This is a genomic window from Kribbella sp. NBC_00709 (assembly GCF_036226565.1).
Lineage (GTDB): Bacteria > Actinomycetota > Actinomycetes > Propionibacteriales > Kribbellaceae > Kribbella.
Genome location: NZ_CP108996.1, coordinates 1,827,848 through 1,853,754, shown reverse-complemented (window position 1 = coordinate 1,853,754; position 25,907 = coordinate 1,827,848). Strand labels below are relative to the sequence as shown.

Sequence of the window (25,907 nt, the reverse complement as noted above, 5' to 3'; positions counted from 1 at the left end):
GTGGGCCTGGACCTGTACTGCGCGGAGCCAAAGATTTCTAGCGTTTTCGGTATGACGAATTCAGAGGTTCACCCCAACAACGCCAAGGTCCAGGAGCTGTACGAGACGGCGAAGAAATGCATCGGGATCTACGGTGTGGCCGGCGCCATCGTGCTGGCCACGCTGATCGTGGTCGCCGTGCTGCACGGCCCGGTGAGCACGTTCATGTGGGTCCGCGCCGGGCTCCTGCTGGCCGTCGCGCCGATGCTGCACCGGCTCGCGGTCCGTGCGTCGCAAGGATCCCGGCCGAGCCTCGACCGGCTGCGGACCGTCACGACGGTGCTGCCGATCGCGATCGTGGTGATTGACCTGATCCCGGGAGTGTGCCCAGGATGGTACGCCGCGCTGCAGGGCGTCTCGGCCTTGGCCTTGATCGCCGTGGCAGTCATCACCCGCCGGCGCGCCCTCGACGGTGCGTCCCCCACGAGCTCCTGAACGGAAGGGACGAGATGGGATCGCTGGTGCTGGTGGCAAAGGGTTTCGCGCGCGCGGTCGTGTTGCTCGCCCTGGTGGCGGTCGTGCCGGTGCTGTCGATCGTCGTACCCCTCGTGGGTCAGCTGACCGGCTCGCCGTGGTCGCTGACCAATGTGTGGACGTGGATCGGCTGGTTGCTCTTCTTCACTGCTGCTGCGCTGGGGCTGGCCCGCCCGATCGGGACAGCGGCACGGCGACTCGCGCTCCGCTGGTGCGGTCTTCGGATCGAGGACGGGTACCGGCAGGCCGGGCCAGAGCCGGTGCAGCTGGCCACCGGCTACTGGTGGAACGGTCACTCGTACGAACGCACCCGGCGGGACGCCGAGATGGATCAGCAGTGGCGGCGCCGGATCGGTGACCCGGCCCTCTGGCGGGATGTGCGGTGGATCCTGATCAGCGCGGTCACGCTCGGGCCGGTGTGCGCCGTACCGCCGGCCGCGCTGGCAGGAGCCGTGATCGCCTTCACCCGTCCGTCGCCGCTCGCCATCGTGATCGGTGTCGTCCTGCTGGCGATCGCCGGTGCGGCTTCGTGGTACGCGTGGCAGCTCCTCGGTCGGCTCGCCGGACGCTGGCTGCGGCTGCCGGACGGGGCCGGCGCGACGGAGCGGGTGCGGGAGCTGGAGTTGCAGCGTGCCGACCTGACCAGGGCGCAGGCCGCCGAGATTCGCCGGATCGAGCGGGACCTCCACGACGGAGCACAGGCCCGCCTGGTCGCGGTGGGGTTGTCGCTCGCCACAGCCGAGCGCCTGATGGACGCCGACCCGGAACGCGCCAAGGCCCTGCTGCGTGAAGCACGCAAGGGCATGTCCGAGTCGCTGACCGAGCTACGTGAGTTGGTCCGCGGAGTGCATCCGCCAGTGCTGGTCGAACGCGGCCTGGCCGACGCGATCCGGGCGCTCGCTCTGGACAGCCCGGTCGAGGTGTCGGTCGTCTCTGATCTCGACCAGCGTCTGGAGGCGCCGATCGAGGCCGCCGTCTACTTCAGCGTGGCCGAGCTACTGGCCAACGCGGCCAAGTACGCAGCCGTCGGCAAGGTGCAGGTCAGTGTCCACCGCACGGATGGCACTCTTGAAGTCGTTGTCGAGGACAACGGTCCCGGTGCGGCCGTCGTCGTCCCAGGTGGCGGGCTGGACGGCATCGGTCGCCGGCTACAGGCCTTCGACGGCACTCTGACCCTGGACAGCCCGCCCGGAGGGCCGACCCGAGCACGGATGGAGCTCCCATGCGCATAGTCGTTGCCGAGGACCTCTACCTGTTGCGTGACGGCCTGGTCCGGTTGCTCGAGACCTTCGGCCACGAGGTGGTCGCGACGGCTGCAACCGGCCCGGAGACCCTCCGCGCCCTCCTCGACCACCGGCCGGACGTTGCGATCATCGACGTACGGATGCCACCGACCAACACCGACGAGGGACTGGTCGCCGCGCTGGACGCGCGCCGGGAGGTGCCGGGCCTTCCGGTGCTGATCCTGTCCCAGCACGTCGAGCAGCTGTACGCGCGCGAGCTGATCGCCGATCAGGCCGGAGGCGTCGGCTACCTGCTCAAGGACAGCGTGTTCGAGGCCGACCAGTTCCTCGATGCTCTGGAACGCGTCGCCGCGGGCGGCACCGCACTCGACCCGGTCGTCGTCACCAAGCTGCTCGCGCGGCCGGCCTCCGCATCGCACCTCGCCCGGCTGACCGAGCGGGAACGGTCCGTCCTCGCCCTGATGGCCGAAGGCCTGTCCAACGCCGCTATCGCGAAGCGCCTGTTCCTCAGCGAGGGCGCGATCAGCAAGTACACCACCAGCACGTTCGACAAGCTCGGCATCCAGGCCGACGACTCCGCGAACCGCCGCGTCCTCGCCGTACTCACCTACCTCAAGGACTGACGCACCAGCCGTCGCGGTAGGCGGCCCAGTGCTCGTCGGTGGCGGCGAAGTCGACGTACAGGGCCAGTCCGAAGTTCTGGCGGGTCGAGTCGCCCAGGCCGAGGCGGGCGCCGCGGACAGCAGCGGCGACGGTCTCGGCGTTGCCCCAGTGCGCCGGGTTGTTCTCCCAGTACGCCGGGAGGCCCATCAGCAGGTCCGTCGTCGGGGGAGTGACCTCCAGGGCCAGCGTGGTCTGCTTGGCGACGTAGCCGCCGTACAAGGACTCCAGCGGCATGGCGGTGTCGTACGACATCACGGCTATCTGGTTGACCCTGCGTGCCACCTGGGCGAAGTAGTCCTGCGACCACCACTTGTCGACCGGGGTCGCGTGCAGGTACCAGAGTGGGTCGATCTGCGCGGCTGCGACCGACAGCGTCGTACCCAGCGCACGGGTCTCGTCCAGGACCGCCAGGTAGCCCTTCGAGCCCGACCGCACCGGCTCGAAGTCGTAGTGAATGCCCTGGAATCCTTGCGCCAGCACGGCCTTCGCCGACGCGACCACCTGCTGGCGGACGCCAGGATCATCGAGATCCATGCCGGGATTCTTGCCCGGCTGTACGACGTCGCCGAGCCAGGCCTGCACGCGTACGTCGGGAGCTGCCGCATGCATCGCGTCGACGAACCACCGTGCCTTCGGCGAAACCTTTGCCAACGGCAGCGAACCGTTGTGCTCGAGCGGGCCGGTGTGCACGTACAGGTCGCGGATGCCGGTGTTCTGCAGTCGCTGGGCCAGCGCGGTCACGTCGGCGGCGGTCTTCCGGCCGTCGACCCAGGCATGACCGAGCCAGAGCGCGTCGTGGTCCCGCGTCCGAGCTGTTGGGTCACCGGAGTACTGCAGTCTCAGTGACGTCGCATAGGTGCCGACAGGTGCGACCACCAGCACGACGATCGCCAGCGCGGCGGAGACCAGGATTCGGCGAAGGCGGGACCACGAGCGCCAGCGGCGTCTCACGAACGCGGCTTCAGGCCGTCGTAGATCAGGGCGAGCATCCGGTCGCGGACGGGCGGCTCGAGGTTGGCCGCGGTCGCGCCGCGGGACGCGCCGATCAGCAGCGCGTAGACCTCCGCGAACTGCGCGTCGGCCCGCACCGCGCCGGTCTTCTGCGCCGCGGTGAGCAGGCCGTCGAACGCCTCGCGCATCCCACGACCGGCTGCCCGTGGTTCGTCACCCGCGGCCGCCCCGGACGCGGTCAGCGCCTCCGCGATCGCCAGCTTCGACGCGGACTCCGACACCACCTGGGTGAAGAACTCGAAGAACGCCGTTCCCGGGTCGTCGCTGCCGGCCAGCTCCAGCGCCCGGTCGCGCAGCCGCTCCAGGCGCAGCGTCAGTACGGCCTCAAGCAGCTCGGTCTTCGTCGGGAAGTGCCGGAACACGGTGGCGATCCCGACCCCCGCGAGCCGGGCGACATCGTCGGTGGACGCGCTAGGTGACCGCCCGAACACATCGTCCGCCGCGGTCATGATCCTGGCCCGGTTGTCGCGCGCGTCTGCTCGCACCCCAGCTCCCCTCCATCGCCCTCAGCCTAAGAGACGCGGCGAACCGGTAAGGAGTTGTAAACGAAGTCGTTACTCCATATATTCGATAGTCATCACTCCGTTTATCTCCTGTGAGGAACCCGATGACTCCCGAAGAAGTCTTCCTGAAGCTGGTCCACGGCGTCGCCGACCGCGACTTCGCCGTCCTGCCGGAGCTGTACGCCGAGCAGACCGACGTCCGCCACCCGATGAACCCGTACGGCGACCACCCGCTGCTGTCGAAGGACGCGCTCCGCGAGCACTTCGGTGTCACCGGCCCGCGGGTCAGCGAGGTGGTGCGCTTCCAGCCCGCCAACATCCGGGTCCACCAGACCGCCGACCCGGAGGTGATCGTCGCCGAGTTCGAGTACGCCGGGACCGTCGTGGCCACCGACGAGCCGTTCACCGTGCCCGCGATCTTCGTACTCCGGATCCGCGACGGACTGATCGTCGAGTCCCGCGACTACATCGACCACCTGGCGATGATCCGCGCCCGCGGCCAGGTCGAACAACTCATCACTCACCTCCGGGAACCGGCCACCACCGCAGCCACGTCCTAGTCCCCAGAAGCGCCAGACGGCCCCGGACCGAGCCACCAAGCCCGCCCGGGGCCATCTCCATTCCAAAGAACAGCCGCCGCGAAGCGGGGTTCGTTTCGCGGCGGCTGGTGGAGCTGTAGTTCGCTGGGTCAGCGGTCGCCCATGGGGACGTACTGGGTGCCGCGTTGGCCGGTGTAGATCTGCTTCGGGCGGGCGATCTTCTGGTCGCCGTCGCCGAGCATCTCCAGCCACTGGGCCAGCCAGCCGGAGGTTCGCGGGATCGCGAACAGGACGGTGAACATCTCCGGCGGGAACTGCAGGGCCTCGTAGATCAGGCCGGAGTAGAAGTCGACGTTCGGGTAGAGCTTGCGGGAGACGAAGTACTCGTCCTCCAGCGCGATCTTCTCCAGCTCGACGGCGATCTTCAGCAGCGGGTTGATGCCGGTGACCTCGAAGACGTCGTCGGCGGCCTTCTTGATGATCTTCGCGCGCGGGTCGTAGTTCTTGTAGACCCGGTGGCCGAAGCCCATCAGCCGCTCTTCGCCGGCCTTCACGCCCTCGATGAACGACGGGACGTGGTCGACCGAGCCGATCCGGCGGAGCATCTTCAGCACCGCCTCGTTGGCGCCGCCGTGCAGCGGGCCGTAGAGCGCCCCGATCCCGCCGGCCACCGCGGTGTACGGGTCGACCTGGGTGGAGCCGATGGCGCGGACAGCGTTCGTGGACGCGTTCTGCTCGTGGTCAGCGTGCAGGATGAACAGGATCTCCAGTGCGCGCACCAGCCGGTCGTCGGCGGCGTACTTCGGCTCGCTCATCTTGAACAGCATCGACAGGAAGTTCGCCGTGTAGCTGAGCTCGTTGTCCGGGTACACGTACGGCTTGCCCTGGGCGTGCCGGAACGCGAACGCGCCGAGCGTCGGCATCTTCGCGATCAGCCGGCGGATCTGCAGCGCCCGCGACTCCTCGTCGAAGATGTTGCGCGACTCGGGGTAGAAGGTGGACAGCGCGCCGACCGAGGCCAGCAGCATGCCCATCGGGTGCGCGTCGTACCGGAAGCCCTGCATGAAGGTCTTCAGGTTCTCGTGCACGAACGTGTGATACGTCACGTCGTGCGCCCAGGCTTCGTACTCCGCCTTGTTGGGCAGCGTGCCGTTCACCAGGAGGTAGGCCACCTCGAGGTAGTTGGACTGCTCGGCGAGCTGCTCGATCGGGTACCCGCGGTACTCCAGGATGCCCTTGTCGCCGTCGATGAAGGTGACGGAGGAACGGCACGAGGCCGTGTTGACGAAGCCGGGGTCGTAGGTGGCGAGCCCGCCGTCGCCGTCGGATGCGCTGATCTGTTTGAGGTCGGCGGCACGGATAGTGCCATCGGTGATGGCAAGGTCGAAGTCCTTGCCGGTCCGGTTGTCCCGGACGGTGAGCGACTGTTCGGTCACAATGCCCTCTTCGGAAGCTGGCGTCATCGCCTGGATGAATGAGGGTAGATCAGCCGGCGGGACGCGGGTTCGGACTGCAATCTTCACCGCTAAACTAGTGCGGTCCTCAGCTGCTTCCAAGCCGGGGTCCCCTCGGCGTGTGGGCTCGCTTTGACCCACGCCTACCCTCGCCGGTATTCTGGGCTGCTGTTGTGCGTTCCAGGTCCTGACCTCTGTCGGCGGACCGCTCGCCGACGTCCAGATTTGTCAACCTCTGAGAAACGAAGGTCAACGACCGTGCGCACGTACAGCCCGAAGCCTGCTGACGTCACCCGTGAGTGGCACGTGATCGACGCCACCGACGTCACGCTCGGTCGGCTCGCCGTCCAGATCGCCACCCTGCTGCGCGGCAAGCACAAGCCGACGTTCGCACCGCACGTGGACGGCGGGGACTTCGTCATCGTCGTCAACGCCTCCAAGGTGGCCCTGTCCGGCACCAAGCGGACCGACAAGTTGGCGTACCGCCACTCGGGTCACCCGGGTGGTCTGACCGCGACGCCGATCGGCGAGATCCTCGACAAGGACCCGCGTAAGGCCGTCGAGAAGGCCGTCTGGGGGATGCTGCCGAAGAACCGCCTGAGCCGGAAGCTGCTGACCAAGCTGAAGGTGTACGCCGGCCCGGAGCACCCGCACACGGCCCAGCAGCCGAAGCCGTTCGAGATCACCCAGATCGCCCAGTAAGCGATCGACGAACCAGGTAAACGAGGATTCACAGCGTGAGCGACATCACCACCGAGACCGAAGAGTTCGACCCCGAGGTCCCCATCGACAACGAGGGCCCGGTCGCCTACACCTCCGAGACCAACCCGGCTCCGGAGCAGCGCGCCGAGCAGGGTCGGGTCGCGGTCATCAACCCGGCCGGCGCCACTGGTCGCCGCAAGGAGGCCGTCGCCCGCGTCCGGATCGTCCCGGGCACCGGCAAGTGGAAGATCAACGGGAAGGACCTCGACGTCTACTTCCCGAACAAGGTCCACCAGCAGCACGTGAACGAGCCGTTCGTCGTCGCGGGCCTCGAGGGTTCGTACGACGTGATCGCCCGGATCAACGGCGGCGGCATCACCGGCCAGGCCGGTGCGCTGCAGCTCGGTGTGGCCCGCTGCCTGAACGCCGCGGACCTGGAGGCCAACCGTCCTGGTCTGAAGAAGGCCGGTCTGCTCACCCGCGACGCGCGGATCAAGGAGCGCAAGAAGGCCGGACTCAAGAAGGCCCGTAAGGCGCCTCAGTACAGCAAGCGCTGATCACCTGATGGGGCGTTTGTTCGGCACGGACGGAGTCCGTGGCCTGGCGAACGTGGACCTGACCGCGGAGCTGGCGCTCGACCTTTCGGTCGCGGCAGCTCACGTACTCGGCGAGGCCGGTGCCTTCGAAGGGCACCGGCCACGCGCCGTTGTGGGCCGGGATCCTCGTGCCAGTGGTGAGTTCCTGGAAGCCGCCGTGGTGGCCGGTCTGGCCAGCGCCGGCGTCGATGTCGTCCGGCTCGGCGTACTGCCGACCCCGGCCGTCGCGTACCTGACCGGCTCGACCGGCGCCGATCTCGGCGTGATGCTGTCCGCCAGCCACAACCCGATGCCGGACAACGGCATCAAGTTCCTGGCCCGTGGCGGGATCAAGCTCGACGACGTGATCGAGGACGCCATCGAGGCCCGGATGAACGAGGAGTGGCAGCGCCCGACCGGCGCCGCCGTCGGCCGCGTGATGGACGACGGGCAGGGCTTCGAGACGTATGTCTCGCACCTGGTCCGCTCGGCCCCGAACCGCTTCGACGGTCTCAAGGTCGTGATCGACTGCGCGAACGGCGCCGCCTCGCAGACCGCGCCGGAGGCACTCCGCCGGCTCGGCGCCGAGGTCGTCACGGTCGCGGCTGCTCCCGACGGGCTGAACATCAACCTGAACTGCGGATCCACGCACACCGAGGGTCTGCAGCGTGAGGTGATCGGTCACCGCGCCGACGTGGGCATCGCGCTCGACGGCGACGCGGACCGCTGCCTGGCGGTGGACGCCAACGGCGAGCTCGTCGACGGCGACCAGATCCTCGCGGTGCTGGCGCTCGCGATGCGCGACAGCGGCCGGCTGTCGAACGACACGGTCGTCGCGACCGTGATGAGCAACCTGGGCTTCGTCCAGGCGATGGTCCGGGAGCGGATCGCGGTCGAGCAGACCAAGGTCGGCGACCGGTACGTGCTCGAGGCAATGAAGGCCGGCGGCCACAAGCTCGGCGGTGAGCAGTCCGGGCACGTGATCCTGTCCGACCACGCCACCACCGGCGACGGCACGCTGACCGCGGTCATGCTGCTGGCCCGGGTCGCGCAGACGGGGAAGAGCCTGGCCGACCTGGCCGGCGCGATGACCCGCCTCCCGCAGGTCCTGGTCAACGTGAAGGACGTGGACAAGAACCGCGCGGGCACCGACGCCGCAGTCCAGTCCGCCGTCGCGGAAGCCACCTCCCGGTTGGGTGACTCGGGACGGGTTCTGCTCCGCCCGTCGGGCACCGAGCCGCTCGTCCGCGTCATGGTCGAGGCCGAGTCCTCGGACACCGCGCACGAGATCGCCCATTCCCTCGCCGACGTGGTTGCGACGTCTCTCAAGCTCTAGTGGAGCATCGGGAGCTGGAGCTGTTCCTGCATCTGGCGCGCACGTTGAACTACGGACGCACCAGCCTCGAATGCCACGTCAGCGCGGCGACGCTGACCCGCACGATCCAGCGACTGGAGACGCGGGTCGGCGCCCGGCTGCTCGATCGCGGGCCGCGCGGCGTCGTACTGACCGCGGAGGGCCGGCGGTTCACGACGTACGCCGAGCAGGTGCTGGGACTGTGGGACGACTACCGGGCCGGCTCCGATGAGCCGGCCGGGCTGACGGGGGAGTTGCGGATCTTCGCGACCGTGACCGCGTGCCAGACGTTGCTACCGGACCTGTTGTCGCCCCTGCGGGCGGCGCATCCGCAGATCCGGCTCGATGTACGGACCGGTGACGCGGCGGCTGCCCTCGCGCGGCTGGACGAGGGCGAGGTCGACGCAGCGGTTGCGGGCATCCCGAAGCGGCTTCCGCAGACGCTGGTGAGCCGGCCGGTTGCGGTCACGGATCTTGTGCTGGTGCACGCCCGGGACACCGAGCCTGACGGGACGTACGTCGTACCTGCGCGCGGGCTGGTGCGGGAAGCGGCGTTCCGGTGGTTTCGGACGACCGGGACGAAGCCGGTGATTGCCGCCGAGCCGGACGGGCATGAAGCACTGCTCGCCCTGATAGCCCTGGGATGTGGGACCGGAGTCGTGCCGCGGCTGGTGTTGGAGTCGTCGGTGGTCCGGGATCGGCTGGTTGAAGTGCCTGCGCAGTTGGAGGCGCTCACGATCGGGCTTTGCGTGCGCCGCGCCGACCTGCACCGGCCTTTGATCGCGGCGCTCTGGGACCTGCGACCGTAGCGCCGGGATAGAGCTTGGCGGGCACGAGTTGGGGTGGGAGCGGGTCGCCGCCTTCGACCTGGCGGATGAGGGATTCGGTGCCCAGCTGACCCAGCTCCGGGCCGGGCGTACGCATGATCGTCAGTTGCGGATTCGTCAGCGCCGCCATCTCCGGTGCCATCAGCAACGGCAGTACCGAGATGTCCTCAGGAACCTTGTAACCAAGGCGATTCAGCCCCGCGACCGCCCCGAGTGCGGCGAACTCGTTGACGATCAACACAGCCGTGGTGTCCGGATGCGCCTCGACCAGCCGCGTCATTGCCTCCTGCCCGGACTGGGTCGACCCCGAGCTCTCCATCACCACGATCTCCAGTCCGTACGCGGCCGCCACCCGCCGGTACGCGGCCTCCGTGCGCACGTACGGCCCGTAGGTGCTGAACACCGGATCGGTCAGGTTCCCCGAGATCAGCACGATCCGCCGATGGCCGAGCTCGTACAGATGCGCGACCGCGTCCTCGACGGTCCGGTCGAAGTCGATGTCGACGTGTGCCAGTCCCTCCAGGGACGACGTCCGCCCGATCAGCGCGAACGGCGTCGACATCTCCTGCAGGACCGTCACTCGTGGATCGTCCAGCTGGACCTCCATCAGCACGACGCCGTCCACCAGCCCCTGCCCGACCAGCTCCTTCAGCTCGGTCCCGTCGTTCCCGACCGGCCAGAGCACCAGGTGGTAGTCCTGCTTCCGCGCCGCGTCGGCCGCGCTGGTGAAGAACTCCGCCGCGGAGAAGCCGAACTTGTGGTCGAGCGCCGGGTACGCCATCGCGATGATGTGGGTACGCCGGCTCGCCAGCGCGCGGGCCACCATGTTGCGGCGGTACCCGAGCTCCAGCATCGCCTGCTCGATCCGCGCCCGGGTCGCCGCTGTCACCGGTTTGGTGTCGTTCAGCAGGAACGACACGGTCGCGATGGACACACCGGCACGCTGAGCGACGTCCTTCATGGTGACCATCGATCGACCCCCTCTGACCTCTTGACAGCGGTGTGACCTACGGAACATAGTCCTTCAACGCCTCAGTTAAGCGGTTTACCGACCAATCCACAAGCGCAGCATTCGCATCTCTCGTCCAGTGGTTAAACGCTTTGAAGGAGTCCGATGTCATGATCAGCAAGCGGATCGCCGCCGCGCTGGCGGGTGCGACGACGGTGTCGCTCCTGCTGGTCGCCTGCGGCGACAACGGCGGCGGTGGCCAGTCGTCGTCCTCGTCCGGCGACAGCGTCAAGAGCCTCACGATCCTGGACTACTACAACAACGACCCGGACAAATCCCTTGTACAGAAGGGACTTGACTCCTGCGCGTCGCAGCTCGGCATCACGATCCAACGGGAGACGGTGCCTGGTGACACCTTGATCCAGAAGGTGCTGCAGCAGGCCTCGTCGAAGACGTTGCCCGACGTGCTGATGCTCGACAACCCCGACGTACAGCAGATCGCCGCGACCGGTGCGCTGGCGCCCCTGAACGACCTGGGCCTGAGCGGGGACGGAGTCATCCAGGGCATGGTCGACGCGACGTCGTACCAGGGCAAGCTCTACGGGCTGGCTCCGGTGACGAACACGATCGCGCTGTTCTACAACAAGGACATGCTGGCCGAGGCCGGCGTCCAGCCGCCGAAGACCTGGGACGAGCTGAAGGCCGCGGCCAAGAAGCTCACCAAGCCCGGCCGGTACGGGATGGCCTTCAACGCCAACGCGACGTACGAGGGCTCCTGGCAGTTCCTGCCGGCGATGTGGACCAACGGCGGCGACGAGACCGACCTGACCAGCCCGCAGGTGGCCGAAGCCCTGCAGTTGTGGACGGATCTGGTGAAGTCGGGGTCCGCGTCGAAGAGCGTCATCAACTGGACCCAGGGCGACGTGAACGACCAGTTCATCGCCGGCAAGGCCGCGATGATGGTGAACGGCCCGTGGCAGATCCCGGCGCTGAACAAGGCGCCGAAGATCAAGTGGGACGTGGTCACGTTCCCGGTGAACAAGCCGGATCAGAAGCCGGTCGCGCCGCTCGGCGGTGAGGCGTGGACGGTCCCGCTGAACAAGGACCAGGCCAAGCAGCAGAAGGCCGCCGACTTCGTGAAGTGCCTGAACTCGGACCAGAACGAGCTGGACTGGGCGAAGGCCCGGTACACCATCCCGACCAAGACCGCGCTGCTCGACCAGTACGTCAAGGACGTGCCCTCGATGAAGGCCTTCACCGAGCAGGTCAAGACCGCCCGGTCCCGGACCGGCAAGCTCGGCGACAAGTGGCCGGACGCGGCGAAGGTGATCTACCAGGCCATCCAGCTGGCGCTCACCGGTAAGGCCTCACCTCAGGACGCCTTCAAGCAGGCGTCCGGCGGCTGATCGCGATGGCGGCATCGACCTTGATGCAAGGCACCAAGGTGGCCGGCCCGAAGCCTGCTCGCAGGCCTCGTGGCCGGCGCCACCGGGGTGAGGATCTGACCAAGCTCCTGTTCGTCCTGCCGGCCGCGATCGCGATGATCGCGCTGTTCGGTTACCCCGTGGTGAAGAACCTGCTGATGAGCCTGCAGGACTACGGGTTGCGGACGTTCTTCACCGGCGTCGCGCCGTGGGTCGGGCTGAAGAACTACAGCGCGGTCGTCACGGACAAGCTGTTCTCGGACGCGATGCTCAACACCGCGCTGTTCACCATCGGCTCGATCGCGTTCCAGTTCGTGATCGGGCTCGGGCTGGCGCTGTTCTTCCGGCAGCGCTTCCCGCTGGGCGGACTGCTGCGCTCGTTGCTCCTGCTGCCGTGGCTGCTGCCGCTGATCGTGTCGAGCGCGACCTGGCGCTCGATCCTCGAACAGGACAGCGGCATCCTGAACCGGTCCCTGCTGGGCCTGCACATCATCAACGACCCGGTGCCGTGGCTGAACTCGCCGTCGGTCGCGCTGATCGCGGTGATCGGCGTGAACATCTGGATCGGCATCCCGTTCAACGTGACCCTGCTGTACTCCGGTCTCACCGAGATCCCGGACGAGCTGTACGAAGCCGGGCAGCTCGACGGCGCGACCGGGTGGCGGGCGTTCTGGTACATCACCTGGCCGAACCTGCGGGCGGTGGCGGGCGTGGTGCTGATGCTCGGCGTCGTCTACACGATCAAGGTCCTGGACATCATCCTCGGCCTGACCGGCGGCGGACCGGCGAATGCGACGCAGACGCTCGCGACCCAGTCGTACGAGAAATCCTTCGTGGACTTCAAGTTCGGGCAGGGCGCCGCGTTGAGCAACATCCTGATCGCGATCTCGTTCGTGTTCGCGATCTTCTACCTGCGCAGCACCCGCCGCGCTGTCGACGAGTAGGGAGGCCACGATGCGACGTACGGCGTACACCGTGATCGGTGTGCTGATCCTGTGCGTGATGCTGTTCCCGGTCTACTGGATGCTGAACGCATCGCTGCAACCGTCCGGGAACACGTTGACCGCGGGCTTCCTGCCGTTGCACCCGACGTTCGCCGGCTACAAGCGCGCTCTCGACGAGCAGGGCGGCAACCTGGTCACCAGCCTGATCATCGCGGCCGGGACCGTCGTGCTCAGTCTGGCGATCGCGACACCGTGTGCCTACGCGCTCTCGCAGTTCCGGTCCCGCTGGGTCTCGATCGGGCTGCTGGCGATCCTGATCTCGCAGATGATCCCGGGGATCGTGATCGCGAACGCGTTGTACACGGCGTACGAACGGCTCGGGCTGCTGAACTCGATCCCGGGGCTGATCGTTGCCAACTGCAGCAGCGGGATCCCGTTCGCGATCCTGATCCTGCGCTCGTTCATGATGTCGCTGCCGCCGTCACTGGTGGAGGCCGCGCGGGTCGACGGCGCCGGGTTGTTCCGGGCGTTCGTCGCGATCGTGCTGCCGATCAGCAAGAACTCGCTGATCACCGCGGGACTGTTCAGTTTCCTCTTCTCCTGGAGCGATTTCCTGTTCGCGCTGACGCTGACCACCAAGGGTCGGGTCCGGCCGGTGACGCTGGGGATCTACCAGTACCTCGGCACGCAGGTGCAGAACTGGAACGCGGTGATGGCGACCGCGGTGCTCTCGGCGATCCCGGCCATCGTGCTGCTGGTCGCCGCCCAGAAGTACATCGCCGCCGGCGCCATCGGCGGAGCTGTCAAATAACCCTAAGGATGGAATATGACGATTCGCGTACTCGTCTGGGGCGAGAACCGGCACGAGCAGATCGAGCCGCACGTCCGGGAGATCTACCCGGACGGCATGCACGAGACCATCGCCGCCGGCATCCGCGAGAACCTCGAGGCGAAGGTCTCCACCACGACGCTGGACGAACCGGAGCACGGCCTGACCGAGGACGTGCTGGCCGAGACCGACGTCCTCGTGTGGTGGGGGCACGCCGCCCACGGTGAGGTCGACGACAAGGTGGTCGACCGCGTGTACCAGCACGTGCTGTCGGGTATGGGCCTGGTCGTGCTGCACTCCGGTCACTGGTCGAAGATCTTCGGCAAGCTCATGGGTACGACGTGCACCCTGCGCTGGCGCAGCGAGCGCGACCGCGAGCTGGTCTGGACGGTGAACCCGACGCACCCGATCGCGCAGGGGGTCCCGCACCCGATCGTGATCGAGCAGCAGGAGATGTACGGCGAGTTCTTCGACATCCCGGTGCCGGACGAACTGGTTTTCGTGTCGTCGTTCTCCGGCGGCGAGGTGTTCCGGTCCGGCTGCACGTTCCGCCGCGGGCACGGGAAGATCTTCTACTTCTCACCCGGCGACCAGGACTTCCCGGTCTACCACCACAAGGACGTCCGCAGGGTGATCGCGAACGGCGTGAAGTGGGCTCGCACCGATCTGCCGGAGCGGGCGTTGCCGACGTTGCTGCGGTACGAGACCGACGACTTCTTCAACGGTCAGGGTTACAAGGGTCCGATCGAGGAGCCTGCGGATGCCTGACCCCTTGCGTCTCCTCCAGGTCGGCGCCGGCGGCATGGGCCGCGCCTGGCTCCGCACGATCGCCGCCAATCCCGACGTACAACTGGTCGGCCTCGTAGACCTCGACCTCGAAACCGCCCGCGCCGCCGCCGACCAGCACGGCTTCACCGACCTCCCCATCGCGACCTCGATCGACGAACTGAGCAGGGATGCCGAGGCGGTCATCGACGTGACCGTCCCGGTAGCGCATCCGAAAGTCAGCGTCGACGCACTGCTCCGCGGCCTCCCGGTGTTGTGCGAGAAGCCACTGGCTGAGACCGTCCGCGAATGCCTCCAGATGGTCGCGGCATCCGAGGTCAGCGGCAAACTCCTGATGGTCTCGCAATCCCGCCGCTACTTCCGCGCCGTAGCAGCCTTCCAACGTCAGCTCGCTGAGCTCGGCGCAATCGGCACGTTGTCGTGCGAGTTCTACAAAGCGCCGCACTTCAGCGGTTTCCGCGAACGCATGGCCGAGCCGCTCCTCGTCGACATGGCGATCCACCAGTTCGACCTCTCCCGCAAGCTCATCGGGTCGGAGCCGGTCGCGGTGTACTGCGACTCGTACAACCCGCCGTGGAGCTGGTTCGACGGCAACGCCGCCGCATCCGCGATCTTCACGTACGCCGACGGCACCCGCTTCTCCTTCGACGGCAGCTGGTGCGCGCCCGGCCTGGAGACGTCCTGGAACGGCTTCTGGCGCGCGAGCACCGCCGGCGGTACGGCGACATGGGACGGCGACAACGCACCCGTCGCCGAGCTCACGTCTGGCGAGCCCCTTCCCGCCGGCATGTCCGACGAGCCCCAGGAGATCGCCGGCTCGCTGGTCGAGTTCGTCAACGCCGTCCGTACGTCGACAACCCCGCAATCCGAAGTCCACTCCAACGTGGTAAGCCTCGCCATGGTCGAAGCCGCCGTACGCTCCGCCGACACCGGGGTCCCGGTCCTTATCGCCGACGTCATCACCGGCGCGTACGACGAGGCCCTCGCCACGACTGAGGACCCGGCGTTGCTAGCGGCGTTGAAGGCCTGGCCCAACCCCCTGAAGGCAGTCGGGCTGGAACCAGAGCCGCGCCCGTAACTCGGCCCACTCGCCGACGACGGCCCAACGGGCCCGGATGCCACCCTCATCCGGGCCCGTCGCCTCCCCACCCCCGCCGCCCCGGCTCGCCGAGTCGTGGCGATTGGTTGGTGGCCTGAAACGCGAGTCGTGGATTGTGGTGAATTTTCGCGACCAATTCCCACGACTCGGCCACCGAGGGGGTTTCAGTTTGTGAAACGGGGCGGTGTGGATGTTGCGCTTGCTGCAATAGGTGGGCTCCCGTTGACTGGGGGGGTATGGAGAGTTCGGTGTTTCAGGTCGAGAGCATGGTCGTGCCGGGTGGGACGGAGTCCATCGTCCGGGGTGGGCGGGATCTGTTTCCGTTGCTGCCTGAGGCGCTGCATGGGGTGGAGCGCATCGGGGTGCTGGGGTGGGGGCCGCAGGGGCGGGCGCAGGCGTTGAATCTGCGGGACTCGCTCGCCGGGACCGGGATCACTGTGAGCGTTGGGCTTCGGCCGGGGTCAGCGTCTGCAGAGGATGTTCGGACGCAGGGGTTCACCGAAGAGAACGGGACGTTGGGGGACTGGCTGGAGGTTGCTGAAGCTTCGGATCTGGTCATTCTGCTGATCGCGGATGCGGCGCTGGCGGCGAACCACGAGCAGATCTTCGGCGTACTGAAGCCCGGCGCGACCATTGGCCTGTCCCACGGATTCCTCCTCGGGCACCTCACGGCGGTCGGGTCGGACTTCCCCGAAGGGCATCCGGTGATCGCGGTGTGCCCGAAGGGGATGGGAGATTCTGTCCGCCGTCTCTACCGGCAAGGTGAAACGGTCAACGGGGCCGGGATCAACGCGAGCATCGCCGTCCACGCGGATCCGGACGGGCACGGGTGGGACCGGGCGCTGGCGTGGTCGATCGGGCTCGGGTCGCCGTACACGTTCGCGACCACGCTGGCCGACGAGTACCGGTCCGACATCGTCGGCGAGCGGGCGGTCCTGCTCGGGGCGGTGCACGGGCTGGTGGAGGCGCTGTACCGGTACTTCCGGATCGACGGGGCCGACCCGGTGACGGCGTACGAGCGTTCCACCGAGGCGATCACCGGGCCGATCGCGCAGACGATCTCGATCGACGGGCTGGTCGCGGTCCGGGCGGCGAGTGGGGATGTCGACCTGTTCGACCGCGCGTACTCCGCGGCGTACGGGCCGGCCCGGGATCTGGTCGCGGAGATCTACGACGAAGTTGCCGATGGCACCGAACTGCGCAGCGTGATCCTGGCCGAGCAACGGCTCGCGACCCGCCCGATGACCGAGATCGGCGGCAGCCCGATGTGGTCCCACAGCGCCGAGGTGCACGCCAACCGAGCAACAGCAGCTCAGAAGATCGATCCGGTGACCGCGGGGTTGTTCGTGGCGACGATGATGGCGCAGGTGGACGAGTTCGCCGCTCGTGGGCACGCCTGGTCGGAGATCGTCAACGAGTCGGTGATCGAGGCGGTCGACTCGCTGCTGCCGTACATGCATGCCCGCGACGTCGCGTACATGGTCGACAACTGCTCCCGGACCGCCCGCCTCGGCACCCGGCGCTGGGGTCCGCGGTTCCAGGCGGCGTACGAGCAGATCGCGCTTCCGCACCTCGACCACCCCGCAGACCCCGCGCTGGTCAAGGACTTCGAGGACAACCCGGCGCACGACGCCCTGGCCGCAGCCGCCAAGCTCCGCCCGTCGCTGGACATCTCCGTTTAGCTTAGTGTCCCGTAAGCGATGTAGCTTGACGCTATCGGCGTCCAGGCACGCACCTCGCGGCACTTGCCCAGCGCCCACGATGCTCCGCATCGAGGCCACTGACCAAGCACCCCGATGCACGCACCTGGACACCGCTATCGTTCAAGCTACATCGCTTACGGGACACTAGGCGCCATGACGCCAAGTACGACGCGGTCGCGGCTGGTTCCGATGCGGCCGCGGGACCCGCACGAGCCCGGCCGGACCGCGTCGTCGCTGGAGCTGTTCTTCGACCTGGTGTTCGTGGTCGCGGTCAGCGTCGCCGCGGCCCAGCTCCACCACGCGCTGTCCGAGAAGCACATCGCCGAGGGCCTGATGTCCTACGGGATGGTGTTCTTCGCGATCTGGTGGGCGTGGATGAACTTCACCTGGTTCGCCACGTCCTTCGCGACCGACGACTGGCTGTACCGGGTGCTCACGATCGTGCAGATGAGCGGCGTCCTGGTGCTGGCCGCCGGGATCGAGCCGGTCTTCGCCGACCGCGACTTCACCGTGGTGGTGTTCGGGTACGTCGTGATGCGGGTCGCGATGATCGCGCAGTGGCTGCGGGCGTCACGCTCGGCCGGGGAGAGCCGGCAGGTGGCCCTGCGCTACGCCGGCCTGATCGCGATCGTGCAGGTGCTGTGGCTGACCACGCTGGTGATGTCGGGGACGACGGTGGTCATCGCCTGGTGCGTGTTCGTGCTCGCCGAGCTCGCCGTACCGGTGCTGGCGGAGCGGCGCTGGACGACGCCCTGGCACCCGCACCACATCACCGAGCGGTACGGGCTGTTCACCCTGATCCTGCTCGGCGAGAGCCTGCTCGCCTCCGCCAACGCGATCATCGAGGCCGTCCACGACCACGAGTCGCTCGGGCCGCTGATCGCCCTCTCCGTGCTCACACTCGTCGTCACGGCGGCGATGTGGTGGATCTACTTCTGGCCGCCGCACCACACCGCGATCACGTCGTTCGCGAGCTCGCTGCGGTACGGGTACACCCACTACTTCGTCTTCGCCGCGGCCGGTGCGTTCTCGGCCGGGATCGAGGTGGAGATCGACAGCATCACCCACCACACCGAGCTGAGCGAGGTCGCCGCGTCCTACACGGTGACGATCCCGATCGCGATCTTCGTCCTCGGCATCTGGTGGATCGCGATCCGCGCCAACGCCGACCGCGTCGTCAACCTTGTCGTACCGCTGGGCGCGGTTCTCGTCCTGCTGGATCCCCTGATCCCGATCCCGTTCGCTCTCACCGCGTTCTTCATGGCGGCGATCGTCGCCACCTTGGTCCTCAGACCCCCGCTGACAGAATCAGCTGGGGTTGCCTAGCTCGGCCAGGGCGGTGGCCACGCGGCCGTGAGCGGCCTCCAGGGCGGCTCGGGCGGCGGCGATCGGGGTGCCGGTGAGCAGATGGACCAGGGCGGGCTTGAGCTCGCCGTCGGCCTCGGCCAGGGCGGCCTCGCAGGCGGCGTCGTCGGCGCCGGTGGCCTCGGCGAGGATGCGGAGCATCCGGCCGCGGAGCTTCTTGTTGGTCGCTACCAGGTCGACCATCAGGTTGGACCAGGTGCGGCCGAGCTTGATCATCAGCGTCGTCGAGAACGCGTTCAGGATCATCTTCTGCGCGGTGCCGGCCTTCAGCCGGGTCGAGCCGGCGATCACCTCGGGGCCGGTGTCCGCCGCGATCACCACGTCGGCCAGCGGCGCCAGCGGGGCGTCCGGGTTCGACGTGATCAGCACGGTGGTCGCCCCGGCCGCGCGGGCGGCCTTCAGGGCGCCGGCGACGTACGGCGTACTTCCGGAAGCGGCGAGGCCGACGACGAGGTCCTGGCCGGTGACTGTGGCCGCGTCCGCGGCGCCACCCGCCTCGGAGTCCTCGACGTTCTCGACCGCGCGCAGCAGCGCCTCCATCCCGCCGGCGTGGTGGGCGACCACCAGACCGTCCGGCACGTGGAACGTGGGCAGCAGTTCGGCGGCGTCCAGGACCGCCAGGCGGCCCGACGTACCGGCGCCGAAGTAGTGCACGCGCCCGCCGCCGCGGACCGCCTCTACGGCGGCGTCGACGGCCTTGGTGAGCTCCGGGATCACCGCGCTGACGGCGCCCGCGACCCGGGCGTCCTCGTTGTTGACCAGTTGGAGGATCTCGGACGTGCCCACCGCATCGATGGCGAGCGTCCTCGGGTTGCGCTGCTCGGTCGGTGAGGTCACGGGACTGATGTTAGTTTTCTACTGAAGGTTTTTCAATTCCGTTCATCTTTGACGGCAACGGTTGACGTCACTCGGATCCTTTGAGCCGGTGCCCGCGGACCGCGCTGGCGGTCTCCTCGAGCGCCTTCCGGGCGTCCGGCAGCACCTGCTGCGCGACCCCGATGAACAGGCAGTCGATCACTGTGAGTTGCGCGATTCGCGAAGCCATCGCGCCCGAGCGGTACGTCGTCTCGCGCGCGGCCGTGGTCAGTACGAGGTCCGCAGTTCGAGCCAGCGGCGACCGCGGGAAATTTGTTACCGCGACCGTGGTGGCGCCGTGCTTGGCGGCCTCCTCGAGCGCCTCGACGACCTCGACCGTGGTGCCGGTGTGCGAGATGCCGATCGCGACGTCGCCCTCACCGAGCAGCGCGGCGCTGGTCAGCGCGATGTGGACGTCGGACCAGGCGAACGCCACACGGCGGATCCGGTGCAGCTTCTGCTGCAGGTCGAGGGCCACGAATGCGCTGGCGGCGAAGCCGTACAGGTCGACCCGCGAGGCCTTCACGACCGCGTCGACGACCTTGGCCAGGGCATCCACGTCGATCTGCTGCGCGGTCTCCCGGACCGCCCGCTCGTCGGCGAACGCGACCTTGCTGACCACGTCGGCCAGTGAATCGCCGGGCTCGATGTCGCCGCCCACCTCCGGCCGGAGGCTCTCCGTCGCCGACTGGGCCGCCAACTGCAGGCGCAGCTGCGGGTAGCCGGGGACGCCGATCTGCTTGCAGAACCGGATGACCGTGGTCTCCGAGGTGGAGGCCACCTCGGCCAGTTCGGAGATCGTCATCGCCGCCACTCCGCCCGGGTCCGCGAGGACCGCGTTCGCCACCCGCTGCTCGGCCGGCGCCAGCGCGGGCATCACCGCGCGGACCCGGACCAGCAGCGGCCCCGTGGGTTCTGGAGAGGTCGTTGAATTCATGACAGCCACGGTACGGCGACTATGCACGAAGTGGGGTCACCGACGCGAAAGTCTCCAACCTGTTGCGGTAAATGATTCAGGCGTTCGTTCACCGTCGAGAAGAACACCAGTCCCGCTCGTGATCTTCACACCGTCGACGTAGACGCCGCGGCCCTGGTACAGCGGGTCGCTCGTGTAGCGCCAGCGGATCGTCTGCGCGCCGGTGCCGAGCTCGGCCGTCACCTGATGCCAGTGCCGGTCGCCGGAGCCGCTGATCGACCCGTCGTGGTCCACCACGGACCCGCGATCGCGCACTGTAAAAGGCACCTTGTTCCAAGTGGCCCCGTCGGTCGAAGTCTCCAGATACAGCAGATCCGAGTCCTCGGTGTCGACGAACAGGTCGAAGGCCAGCTTCGCGCCACCCGCCGGTACGGCGACATTCGTCGAGAGGGTCGTGGTCGCGTTGTCCGTCGTACCGGAGAACCAGGCGTCCTTGCCGTGGCGTGGGCCGACACCCAGGGCCAGTGCGAGGGCCTGGGTGACAGCCCGCCGGGCCGGATTGTTGCTACCCCAGTCACGCGAAGGGTGGACCCGGTTGGTCAGCAGGATCGCGAACGACCGCGAGTCGAAGTCGATCACGATCGACGTGCCGGTGTACCCGGTGTGGCCGGCCGCCCGCGGTCCGGACAGGCCGCCCATGTACCAGCGCTGGTTGAGCTCGAAGCCGAGGCCGTGGTCGTTGCCCGGGAAGCCCTGGTTGAAGTTCGTGATCATCGCGGTCACCGAGGATTCCTTCAGGATCCGGGCGCCGCGGTAGCTGCCGCCGTTCAGGAACGTCTGCGCCAGTACGGCGAGGTCGTCGGCCGTACTGAAAACGCCCGCGTGGCCGGCGACGCCGCCCAGGGACCAGGCGTTCTCGTCGTGCACCTCGCCCCAGACCATCCCGCGCGGCGGCGCGGTCTGGTACTCCGTGGCCGCGATCCGCGGCTTCTTCTTCGGGTCCGGGTTGTAGCCGGTGTCGCGCATCTGCAGCGGTTTGGTGATGCCGTCGGCGACGAGCTTGTCGAGCGTCTTGCCGGTGACCCGGTGCGCGACCTCGCCGAGGGAGATCAGGTTCAGGTCGCTGTAGAGGTAGGTGCTGCCCGGCGGGTTCAGGAGCTTGGCGGTGAGCGCCATGTGCAGCCGGGAGGCCGGATCAGGCTGCGCACTCCACAACGGCAGCCAGGACGGCAGCCCGGTGGTGTGCGTGAGCGCCTGCCGGACGGTGATCGCCGCTTTGCCGTTCTCCGCGAACTCCGGGACGTACGTCGCGATCGGCGCGTCCAGGTCGATCTTGCCCTTCTCGACCAGCTGCAGCACCACGATCGACGTGAACAGCTTGGACACCGACGCCATGTCGAAGATCGTGTCGGTCCGCATCGGGATCTGCTGGTCCGGGGGCAGCTCGGTCCCGGCGCCGTCGGCGTACTTCAGGGCCAGGCCGGTGGCCGTCCGGGTGACGATCTTCCCGTCGTGGCCGAGCAGCGTGACCGCGCCGGCGTACAACGGCTTCGTGGTCCCGCTGGGCTGCGTCCAGCCGGCCACCTGGGTCAGGGCCGCGTCGATCGGCGCCGGGTCCAGGCCCGCGGCCGCCGGGGTCGAGTCGCGCAGCAGCGTGGACTTCGGCGCGTACCCGTCGTACGGGTGGTCGAACCAGCCGGAATTGTTGCCGCCAGCAACCGCAGGCGTTCCCATCGTCAGCATCACCGCCGAAGCAATCGTGAGCGCGGCGAGCCGTTTCATCGGTGCGCGCCCTTGTACAGAAGGTACTTCGCCCGTCGGGCCGTCCAGGCGTCGGTCTCGGACGTCCAGGCTGCCACGATCTCCTCGGCGGTCGCATCCGCCAAAAGCATGGTCCGGAACCGGTCCGATCCGGTGAGCAGATCGATCCACCGGCCGGGTGGGGTCTCCTCCCGCCAGGTGAATTCCGGGTAGAGCTTACGGGCCTCGACGATCATGTGCGTCGCCGCGGTGATCGCCTCGACGCGGTGCGGGTCGGTGATCTGCACCTGGACGCCGCCGCACAGCACGTTCGCGTTCTTGCTGATCGTCGGCGTGAAGTACGCCTCCCGGAACGCGACGCCCGGGATGTGCTTGGTCTGCAGCGCCTGCGCCCACCGGTAGTCGACGTACGGCGCCCCGATCAGCTCGAACGGCCGCGTCGTACCGCGGCCCTCGGACATGTTGGTCGCCTCGAACAGGCACAGGCCCGGGTACACCAGCGCGGTGTCCGGCGTCGGCATGTTCGGGCTCGGCATCACCCAGGTCAGGCCGGTGTCGTCGTACAGCTGGTCGCGTTTCCAGTTCGACACCTCGATGACCTGGAGCTCCTTCAGCCGGCCGCCGTTCGGCTCCAGCGGCAGGTACTCCGCGTTGAACATCCGGGCCAGCTCGCCGACGGTCATGCCGTGCTGCTGGACGATCTCCTTCTTGCCGACGCCCGACGTGTACCCGGGCTTCAGCATCGGACCGCGGGCGTAGCCGCCGACCGGGTTCGGCCGGTCGAGGACGACGAACTTCGCGCCGGTGCGGACCGCGGCCAGCATCGCCTCGAACATCGTCCAGATGTAGGTGTAGAAGCGAGCGCCGACGTCCTGGATGTCGAAGACGACGGTCTCGACCCCGGACTTGGCGTACAGGCCGGCCAGCTTGTCCGCGTTCGCGCCGTACGCGTCGTAGACCATGATCCCGGTGCGCGGGTCGACGTGGTCGCCCTCCGACCCGCCCGCCTGCGCGCTGCCGCGGAAGCCGTGCTCGGGGCCGAACACCGCGACGATGTTCACCTTCGCGGACGCGTGCATCGTGTCGACGATGTGCTGGTAGTCGGGCAGGATCCCGGTCGGGTTGCTGATCACGCCGACCTTCTGCCCGGCCAGCGCTCGCCAGCCGTCCTTGGCCAGCACCTCGGCTCCGGTCATCACAGTGCGCTTCGACGCGGCCTGCGCGGCCGGTACGTCGATCAGCGGGGCGGCGGCCAGCGCACCGGCGCCGGCAAGCAAACTACGTCGCTTCATGGACATCTCCTCAGGGACGGAACGCGAGGTCGGCGATCATCGGGCGGTGGTCGCTGGCGGCCTGGTCGACGGGGACTTCGGCAGGCACCTCGGCACGGAGCACATTCAGGTTAGTACCCACCGTGACGAAGTCGATCCGCTTGTCGGCGGCCACCGCCGGGTAGGTGTACGGCCCGCCGGTCGTCGAACCGGCTGCCGTCCACGAGTCGGTGAGCCGGGTCCACAACCCGGCCAGCTCAGGCGCGTCGGCCTCGGCGTTGAAGTCACCGACGAGGACCTGCAGATCCTTCCGGCGGTCCTGGGCCAGGATCTTGACGGTGTCCGCGACCTGCAGCATCCGTACCGAAGGATCCGCCCGGTAGTCCAGGTGCGTGCAGTACATGTGCAACCGGCGCCCGCGGACATCGAGCTCGGCCTCCAGGAAGCCGGGCGCCGGCGCAGGGATCGGGTTCGGGTCCTGCGTGGACAGCCGGGTGATCGAGTGGTTCTCGGTGTGGACGAGCGGGAAGCGGGAGAGCAGGCCGACGCCGTACTGACGCCGCGGCTGGCCGGCTGCCGGCGGATCGAGGTCGTAGATCGGTGCGAACGCCGAGTGCAGACCCAACTTGGCCGCCAGCTCTGACAGGGTGTCGAGCCACTGACTCCGCGCATCCCAGTGGACGTCGACTTCCTGCAGTCCGATGATGTCGGCGTCGAGTGCCTTCAGGGCCTGCGCGGTGCGGTCGAGGTCGAAGACGTTGTCCTCGCCCGCGCCGGCATGAATGTTGTACGAGGCAACGGTCAGCCGGGTCTGCTGCGGGTCGAAGGTGAGCCCGTGATCGAACGGGTGCACGATCTGGGTCGGGTCGGCCTTGGCCGGGATCTCCACGGGCAGCTTGCCGGTCGGGGCGATCTCGCCGTACAGGACCTTGGCGAGCGCCTCCATCGACGGTGCGGTGCTGCCGTAGGTGACCAGCGTCGTCGGTGCGGGGTCGAAGTACGCGACGTCGTACGGGTCGCGGACCGGCACCACGATCACCGGTCGGTCGGTCGCGAGCAGCGCGTTGACGAGCTTCTGCTGCTTGGCTTGCTTGTCGGTGACCGCGGTGTCCCACGCCTTGTTGGTCAGCACAACGGTGAGATCCGCGACCGTAGCGACCGCGTCGGCGATCTTGGCGTCGGTCGGGGTCGTGCCGGTGTCCTTCACGATCGCCGTCGCGCCGCGGCCCTGCAAGGCCGTCGCCAGGGCGGCGGGGCTGTATCCGGTCACGAGAACCGTCCGTGGTGCGGGGGACAGCGGCAGCAGGCCGGCGTCGTTCCTGAGGAGCGTCGTACTGCGGTCGGCGATCCGCTGGGCCTCCGCGTAGTTGGCCGGCGTACCGATGATCTTGGCGACCCGGGCAAGGTCGACGTACGGGTGGTCGACGAGGCCGGTCGTGTGCTTGAGGGCGAGAATGCGCTGCACGCTCTCGTCGATCCGGGCCTCGCAGATCCGGCCGCTGCGGACCGCGTCGAGGACCGAGTTGTACGCGAGTCCGGGATCGACCGGCATCAGCAGCTGGTCGACGCCGGCCTCGATCGCCCGGAGCGGGATCTCGGCGTCGCCGTACTTGTCCCGGACGCCCTGCATCCCCAGCGAGTCGGTGATCACGACCCCGTCGAACCCGAGCTGCGCACGCAGGATCCCGGTCAGGATCGGCCGGCTCAACGTCGCCGGGTCACCGGACGGATCGAGCGCCGGTACGACGATGTGCGCGGTCATGATCGACTGGATGCCGGCCCGGATCGCGGCCTGGAACGGCGGCAGGTCGATCCGGGTCCACTCGTCCCGGGTGTGACCGATCACCGGGATGCCGGTGTGGCTGTCGGTCGCGGTGTCGCCATGGCCGGGGAAGTGCTTCGCGGTCGAGACGACCCGGCCGTCGCGCTGGTAGCCCTTGACCTGGGCGGCGACGAGCTCGGCGACCAGGGCCGGGTCGGACGAGACCGAGCGGACTCCGATCACCGGGTTCAGCGGGTTCACGTTGACGTCGGCGTCCGGCGCGAAGTCGGTGGTGATCCCGAGCGCCTTCAGCTCGCGGCCCGCGATCGCACCGGCCGAGCGCGCGTACGCCGCCGAGCGGGTCGCGCCGAGCGCCATGCCGCCGGGGAACTGGGTCGCGGGCGGACCGACCCGGACGACCGAGCCGTGCTCCTGGTCGGTGCCGATCTGCAGCGGGACGCCGGTGCTGGCCAGCGACGCCTCTTGCAGGCCGTTCGACAGCCGGGCGATCTGCTGCGGGTCCTTCGTCGAGTCGGTCCAGGTGAAGTAGATGACGCCGCCGAGGTTGAACTTCGCGACCACCTCGGCCGGCGTGGCCACGCCGTACAGGCTGGTGTTGCGGGCGTCGGCGGTGTCGGCCGCCGGACCGTAGGCGTAGCAGACGAAGAGCTGGCCGACCTTCTGCTCGAGTGTCATCCGGCGCAGGGTGTCGCGGACCCAGGGGTCCGGGCGGGCGTCAGCGGGCGTGGTGGCGGCGACCGTCGTTCCGGCGACGGTTGCCGCCGCGAGTCCGAGGGTCTGGCGGCGGGTCAGTTCCATGGGGGTCACCAAGTCGGTCCGGGGGGCAGGGGCGAACGC

General features: G+C 68.3%; 24 protein-coding genes. 15 read left to right on the top strand and 9 right to left on the bottom strand.

Annotated elements, in window-relative coordinates; translation table 11 throughout:
• The first annotated feature begins 51 nt into the window (after window positions 1-51).
• The 3 genes from OHA18_RS09020 to OHA18_RS09010 are packed head-to-tail and all read left to right on the top strand — an operon-like array spanning window position 52 to window position 2,380.
• Window positions 52-474 carry a hypothetical protein gene (locus OHA18_RS09020; RefSeq protein ID WP_329003431.1) on the top strand — a complete coding sequence of 141 codons (423 nt, stop codon included), beginning with the start codon at window positions 52-54 and terminating at the stop codon, window positions 472-474.
• A 14-nt stretch (window positions 475-488) separates the two neighbouring features.
• A complete protein-coding gene (locus tag OHA18_RS09015) occupies window positions 489-1,745 on the top strand; it encodes a sensor histidine kinase (RefSeq protein ID WP_329003430.1) in 1,257 nt (418 codons plus the stop codon).
• Complete coding sequence (locus OHA18_RS09010) at window positions 1,736-2,380, top strand: response regulator transcription factor (protein WP_329003428.1); 645 nt, start codon at window positions 1,736-1,738, stop codon at window positions 2,378-2,380. Before OHA18_RS09015 ends, OHA18_RS09010 begins: the two co-directional genes overlap by 10 nt.
• Here OHA18_RS09010 and OHA18_RS09005 read toward each other — a convergent pair.
• Window positions 2,370-3,371: a hypothetical protein gene (locus OHA18_RS09005; protein WP_329003426.1), complete on the bottom strand. Its 1,002-nt coding sequence runs from the start codon at window positions 3,369-3,371 to the stop codon at window positions 2,370-2,372. The genes OHA18_RS09010 and OHA18_RS09005 overlap by 11 nt on opposite strands.
• Window positions 3,368-3,916 carry a TetR/AcrR family transcriptional regulator gene (locus tag OHA18_RS09000; protein WP_329003425.1) on the bottom strand — a complete coding sequence of 183 codons (549 nt, stop codon included), beginning with the start codon at window positions 3,914-3,916 and terminating at the stop codon, window positions 3,368-3,370. Before OHA18_RS09000 ends, OHA18_RS09005 begins: the two co-directional genes overlap by 4 nt.
• A 122-nt stretch (window positions 3,917-4,038) precedes the next feature.
• On the opposite strand from OHA18_RS09000, the gene OHA18_RS08995 reads away from it, so the two are divergent.
• On the top strand, window positions 4,039-4,494 hold the full coding sequence (locus OHA18_RS08995) for a nuclear transport factor 2 family protein (protein WP_329003424.1): 456 nt from the start codon (window positions 4,039-4,041) through the stop codon (window positions 4,492-4,494).
• Window positions 4,495-4,622: 128 nt separating this feature from the next.
• On the opposite strand, the gene OHA18_RS08990 is transcribed toward OHA18_RS08995, so the two are convergent.
• Window positions 4,623-5,909, bottom strand: a complete 1,287-nt coding sequence (locus tag OHA18_RS08990) for a citrate synthase (RefSeq protein WP_329003423.1) — start codon at window positions 5,907-5,909, stop codon at window positions 4,623-4,625.
• A gap of 276 nt (window positions 5,910-6,185) precedes the next feature.
• Between OHA18_RS08990 and rplM the strand changes: the two genes are divergently transcribed.
• From rplM to ilvY, 4 genes are read left to right on the top strand one after another with little or no spacing between them, the layout of a single operon-like run.
• Window positions 6,186-6,629: a 50S ribosomal protein L13 gene (gene rplM, locus OHA18_RS08985; RefSeq protein ID WP_130441431.1), complete on the top strand. Its 444-nt coding sequence runs from the start codon at window positions 6,186-6,188 to the stop codon at window positions 6,627-6,629.
• A gap of 35 nt (window positions 6,630-6,664) precedes the next feature.
• The gene (rpsI, locus tag OHA18_RS08980) at window positions 6,665-7,186 is read left to right on the top strand and encodes a 30S ribosomal protein S9 (protein ID WP_329003421.1); all 522 of its coding nucleotides are present in this window, start codon (window positions 6,665-6,667) and stop codon (window positions 7,184-7,186) included.
• Window positions 7,187-7,193: 7 nt separating this feature from the next.
• Window positions 7,194-8,540, top strand: coding sequence for a phosphoglucosamine mutase (gene glmM / locus OHA18_RS08975; protein WP_329003420.1), 1,347 nt, complete (start codon window positions 7,194-7,196; stop codon window positions 8,538-8,540).
• Window positions 8,540-9,367: an HTH-type transcriptional activator IlvY gene (ilvY, locus tag OHA18_RS08970; RefSeq protein WP_329003418.1), complete on the top strand. Its 828-nt coding sequence runs from the start codon at window positions 8,540-8,542 to the stop codon at window positions 9,365-9,367. Before glmM ends, ilvY begins: the two co-directional genes overlap by 1 nt.
• On the opposite strand, the gene OHA18_RS08965 is transcribed toward ilvY, so the two are convergent.
• A complete protein-coding gene (locus OHA18_RS08965; RefSeq protein WP_329003417.1) occupies window positions 9,291-10,355 on the bottom strand; it encodes a LacI family DNA-binding transcriptional regulator in 1,065 nt (354 codons plus the stop codon). The two genes, ilvY and OHA18_RS08965, sit on opposite strands and share 77 nt — an antisense overlap.
• Before the next feature lie 149 nt (window positions 10,356-10,504).
• Here OHA18_RS08965 and OHA18_RS08960 point away from each other — a divergent pair, with 149 nt between their 5' ends.
• The 7 genes from OHA18_RS08960 to OHA18_RS08930 all read left to right on the top strand — a co-directional run bounded on the left by OHA18_RS08960 (window position 10,505) and on the right by OHA18_RS08930 (window position 18,445).
• Window positions 10,505-11,740, top strand: a complete 1,236-nt coding sequence (locus OHA18_RS08960) for a sugar ABC transporter substrate-binding protein (RefSeq protein ID WP_329003415.1) — start codon at window positions 10,505-10,507, stop codon at window positions 11,738-11,740.
• A 5-nt stretch (window positions 11,741-11,745) separates the two neighbouring features.
• The gene (locus OHA18_RS08955) at window positions 11,746-12,702 is read left to right on the top strand and encodes a carbohydrate ABC transporter permease (RefSeq protein WP_329003414.1); all 957 of its coding nucleotides are present in this window, start codon (window positions 11,746-11,748) and stop codon (window positions 12,700-12,702) included.
• 10 nt (window positions 12,703-12,712) lie between these two features.
• On the top strand, window positions 12,713-13,513 hold the full coding sequence (locus tag OHA18_RS08950) for a carbohydrate ABC transporter permease (RefSeq protein ID WP_329003413.1): 801 nt from the start codon (window positions 12,713-12,715) through the stop codon (window positions 13,511-13,513).
• A gap of 15 nt (window positions 13,514-13,528) precedes the next feature.
• Window positions 13,529-14,299, top strand: a complete 771-nt coding sequence (locus OHA18_RS08945; RefSeq protein WP_329003411.1) for a ThuA domain-containing protein — start codon at window positions 13,529-13,531, stop codon at window positions 14,297-14,299.
• Window positions 14,292-15,395: a Gfo/Idh/MocA family protein gene (locus OHA18_RS08940; protein WP_329003409.1), complete on the top strand. Its 1,104-nt coding sequence runs from the start codon at window positions 14,292-14,294 to the stop codon at window positions 15,393-15,395. The genes OHA18_RS08945 and OHA18_RS08940 overlap by 8 nt, the downstream gene beginning before the upstream one ends.
• Before the next feature lie 269 nt (window positions 15,396-15,664).
• A complete protein-coding gene (locus tag OHA18_RS08935; RefSeq protein WP_329003408.1) occupies window positions 15,665-17,098 on the top strand; it encodes a ketol-acid reductoisomerase in 1,434 nt (477 codons plus the stop codon).
• 174 nt (window positions 17,099-17,272) lie between these two features.
• Window positions 17,273-18,445 (top strand): low temperature requirement protein A, encoded by a 1,173-nt coding sequence (locus OHA18_RS08930; RefSeq protein ID WP_329003407.1) that lies wholly within the window; start codon window positions 17,273-17,275, stop codon window positions 18,443-18,445.
• On the opposite strand, the gene murQ is transcribed toward OHA18_RS08930, so the two are convergent.
• The 5 genes from murQ to OHA18_RS08905 form a co-directional block, all read right to left on the bottom strand.
• The gene (gene murQ / locus OHA18_RS08925; protein ID WP_329003406.1) at window positions 18,428-19,321 is read right to left on the bottom strand and encodes an N-acetylmuramic acid 6-phosphate etherase; all 894 of its coding nucleotides are present in this window, start codon (window positions 19,319-19,321) and stop codon (window positions 18,428-18,430) included. The genes OHA18_RS08930 and murQ overlap by 18 nt on opposite strands.
• 67 nt (window positions 19,322-19,388) lie before the next feature.
• Window positions 19,389-20,276, bottom strand: coding sequence for a MurR/RpiR family transcriptional regulator (locus tag OHA18_RS08920; protein WP_329003405.1), 888 nt, complete (start codon window positions 20,274-20,276; stop codon window positions 19,389-19,391).
• A 36-nt stretch (window positions 20,277-20,312) separates the two neighbouring features.
• Complete coding sequence (locus OHA18_RS08915) at window positions 20,313-22,037, bottom strand: serine hydrolase (RefSeq protein ID WP_329003403.1); 1,725 nt, start codon at window positions 22,035-22,037, stop codon at window positions 20,313-20,315.
• Complete coding sequence (locus OHA18_RS08910) at window positions 22,034-23,308, bottom strand: exo-beta-N-acetylmuramidase NamZ family protein (RefSeq protein WP_329003402.1); 1,275 nt, start codon at window positions 23,306-23,308, stop codon at window positions 22,034-22,036. Before OHA18_RS08910 ends, OHA18_RS08915 begins: the two co-directional genes overlap by 4 nt.
• A 10-nt stretch (window positions 23,309-23,318) precedes the next feature.
• On the bottom strand, window positions 23,319-25,868 hold the full coding sequence (locus tag OHA18_RS08905) for a glycoside hydrolase family 3 N-terminal domain-containing protein (protein WP_329003401.1): 2,550 nt from the start codon (window positions 25,866-25,868) through the stop codon (window positions 23,319-23,321).
• Window positions 25,869-25,907 lie beyond the last annotated feature (39 nt).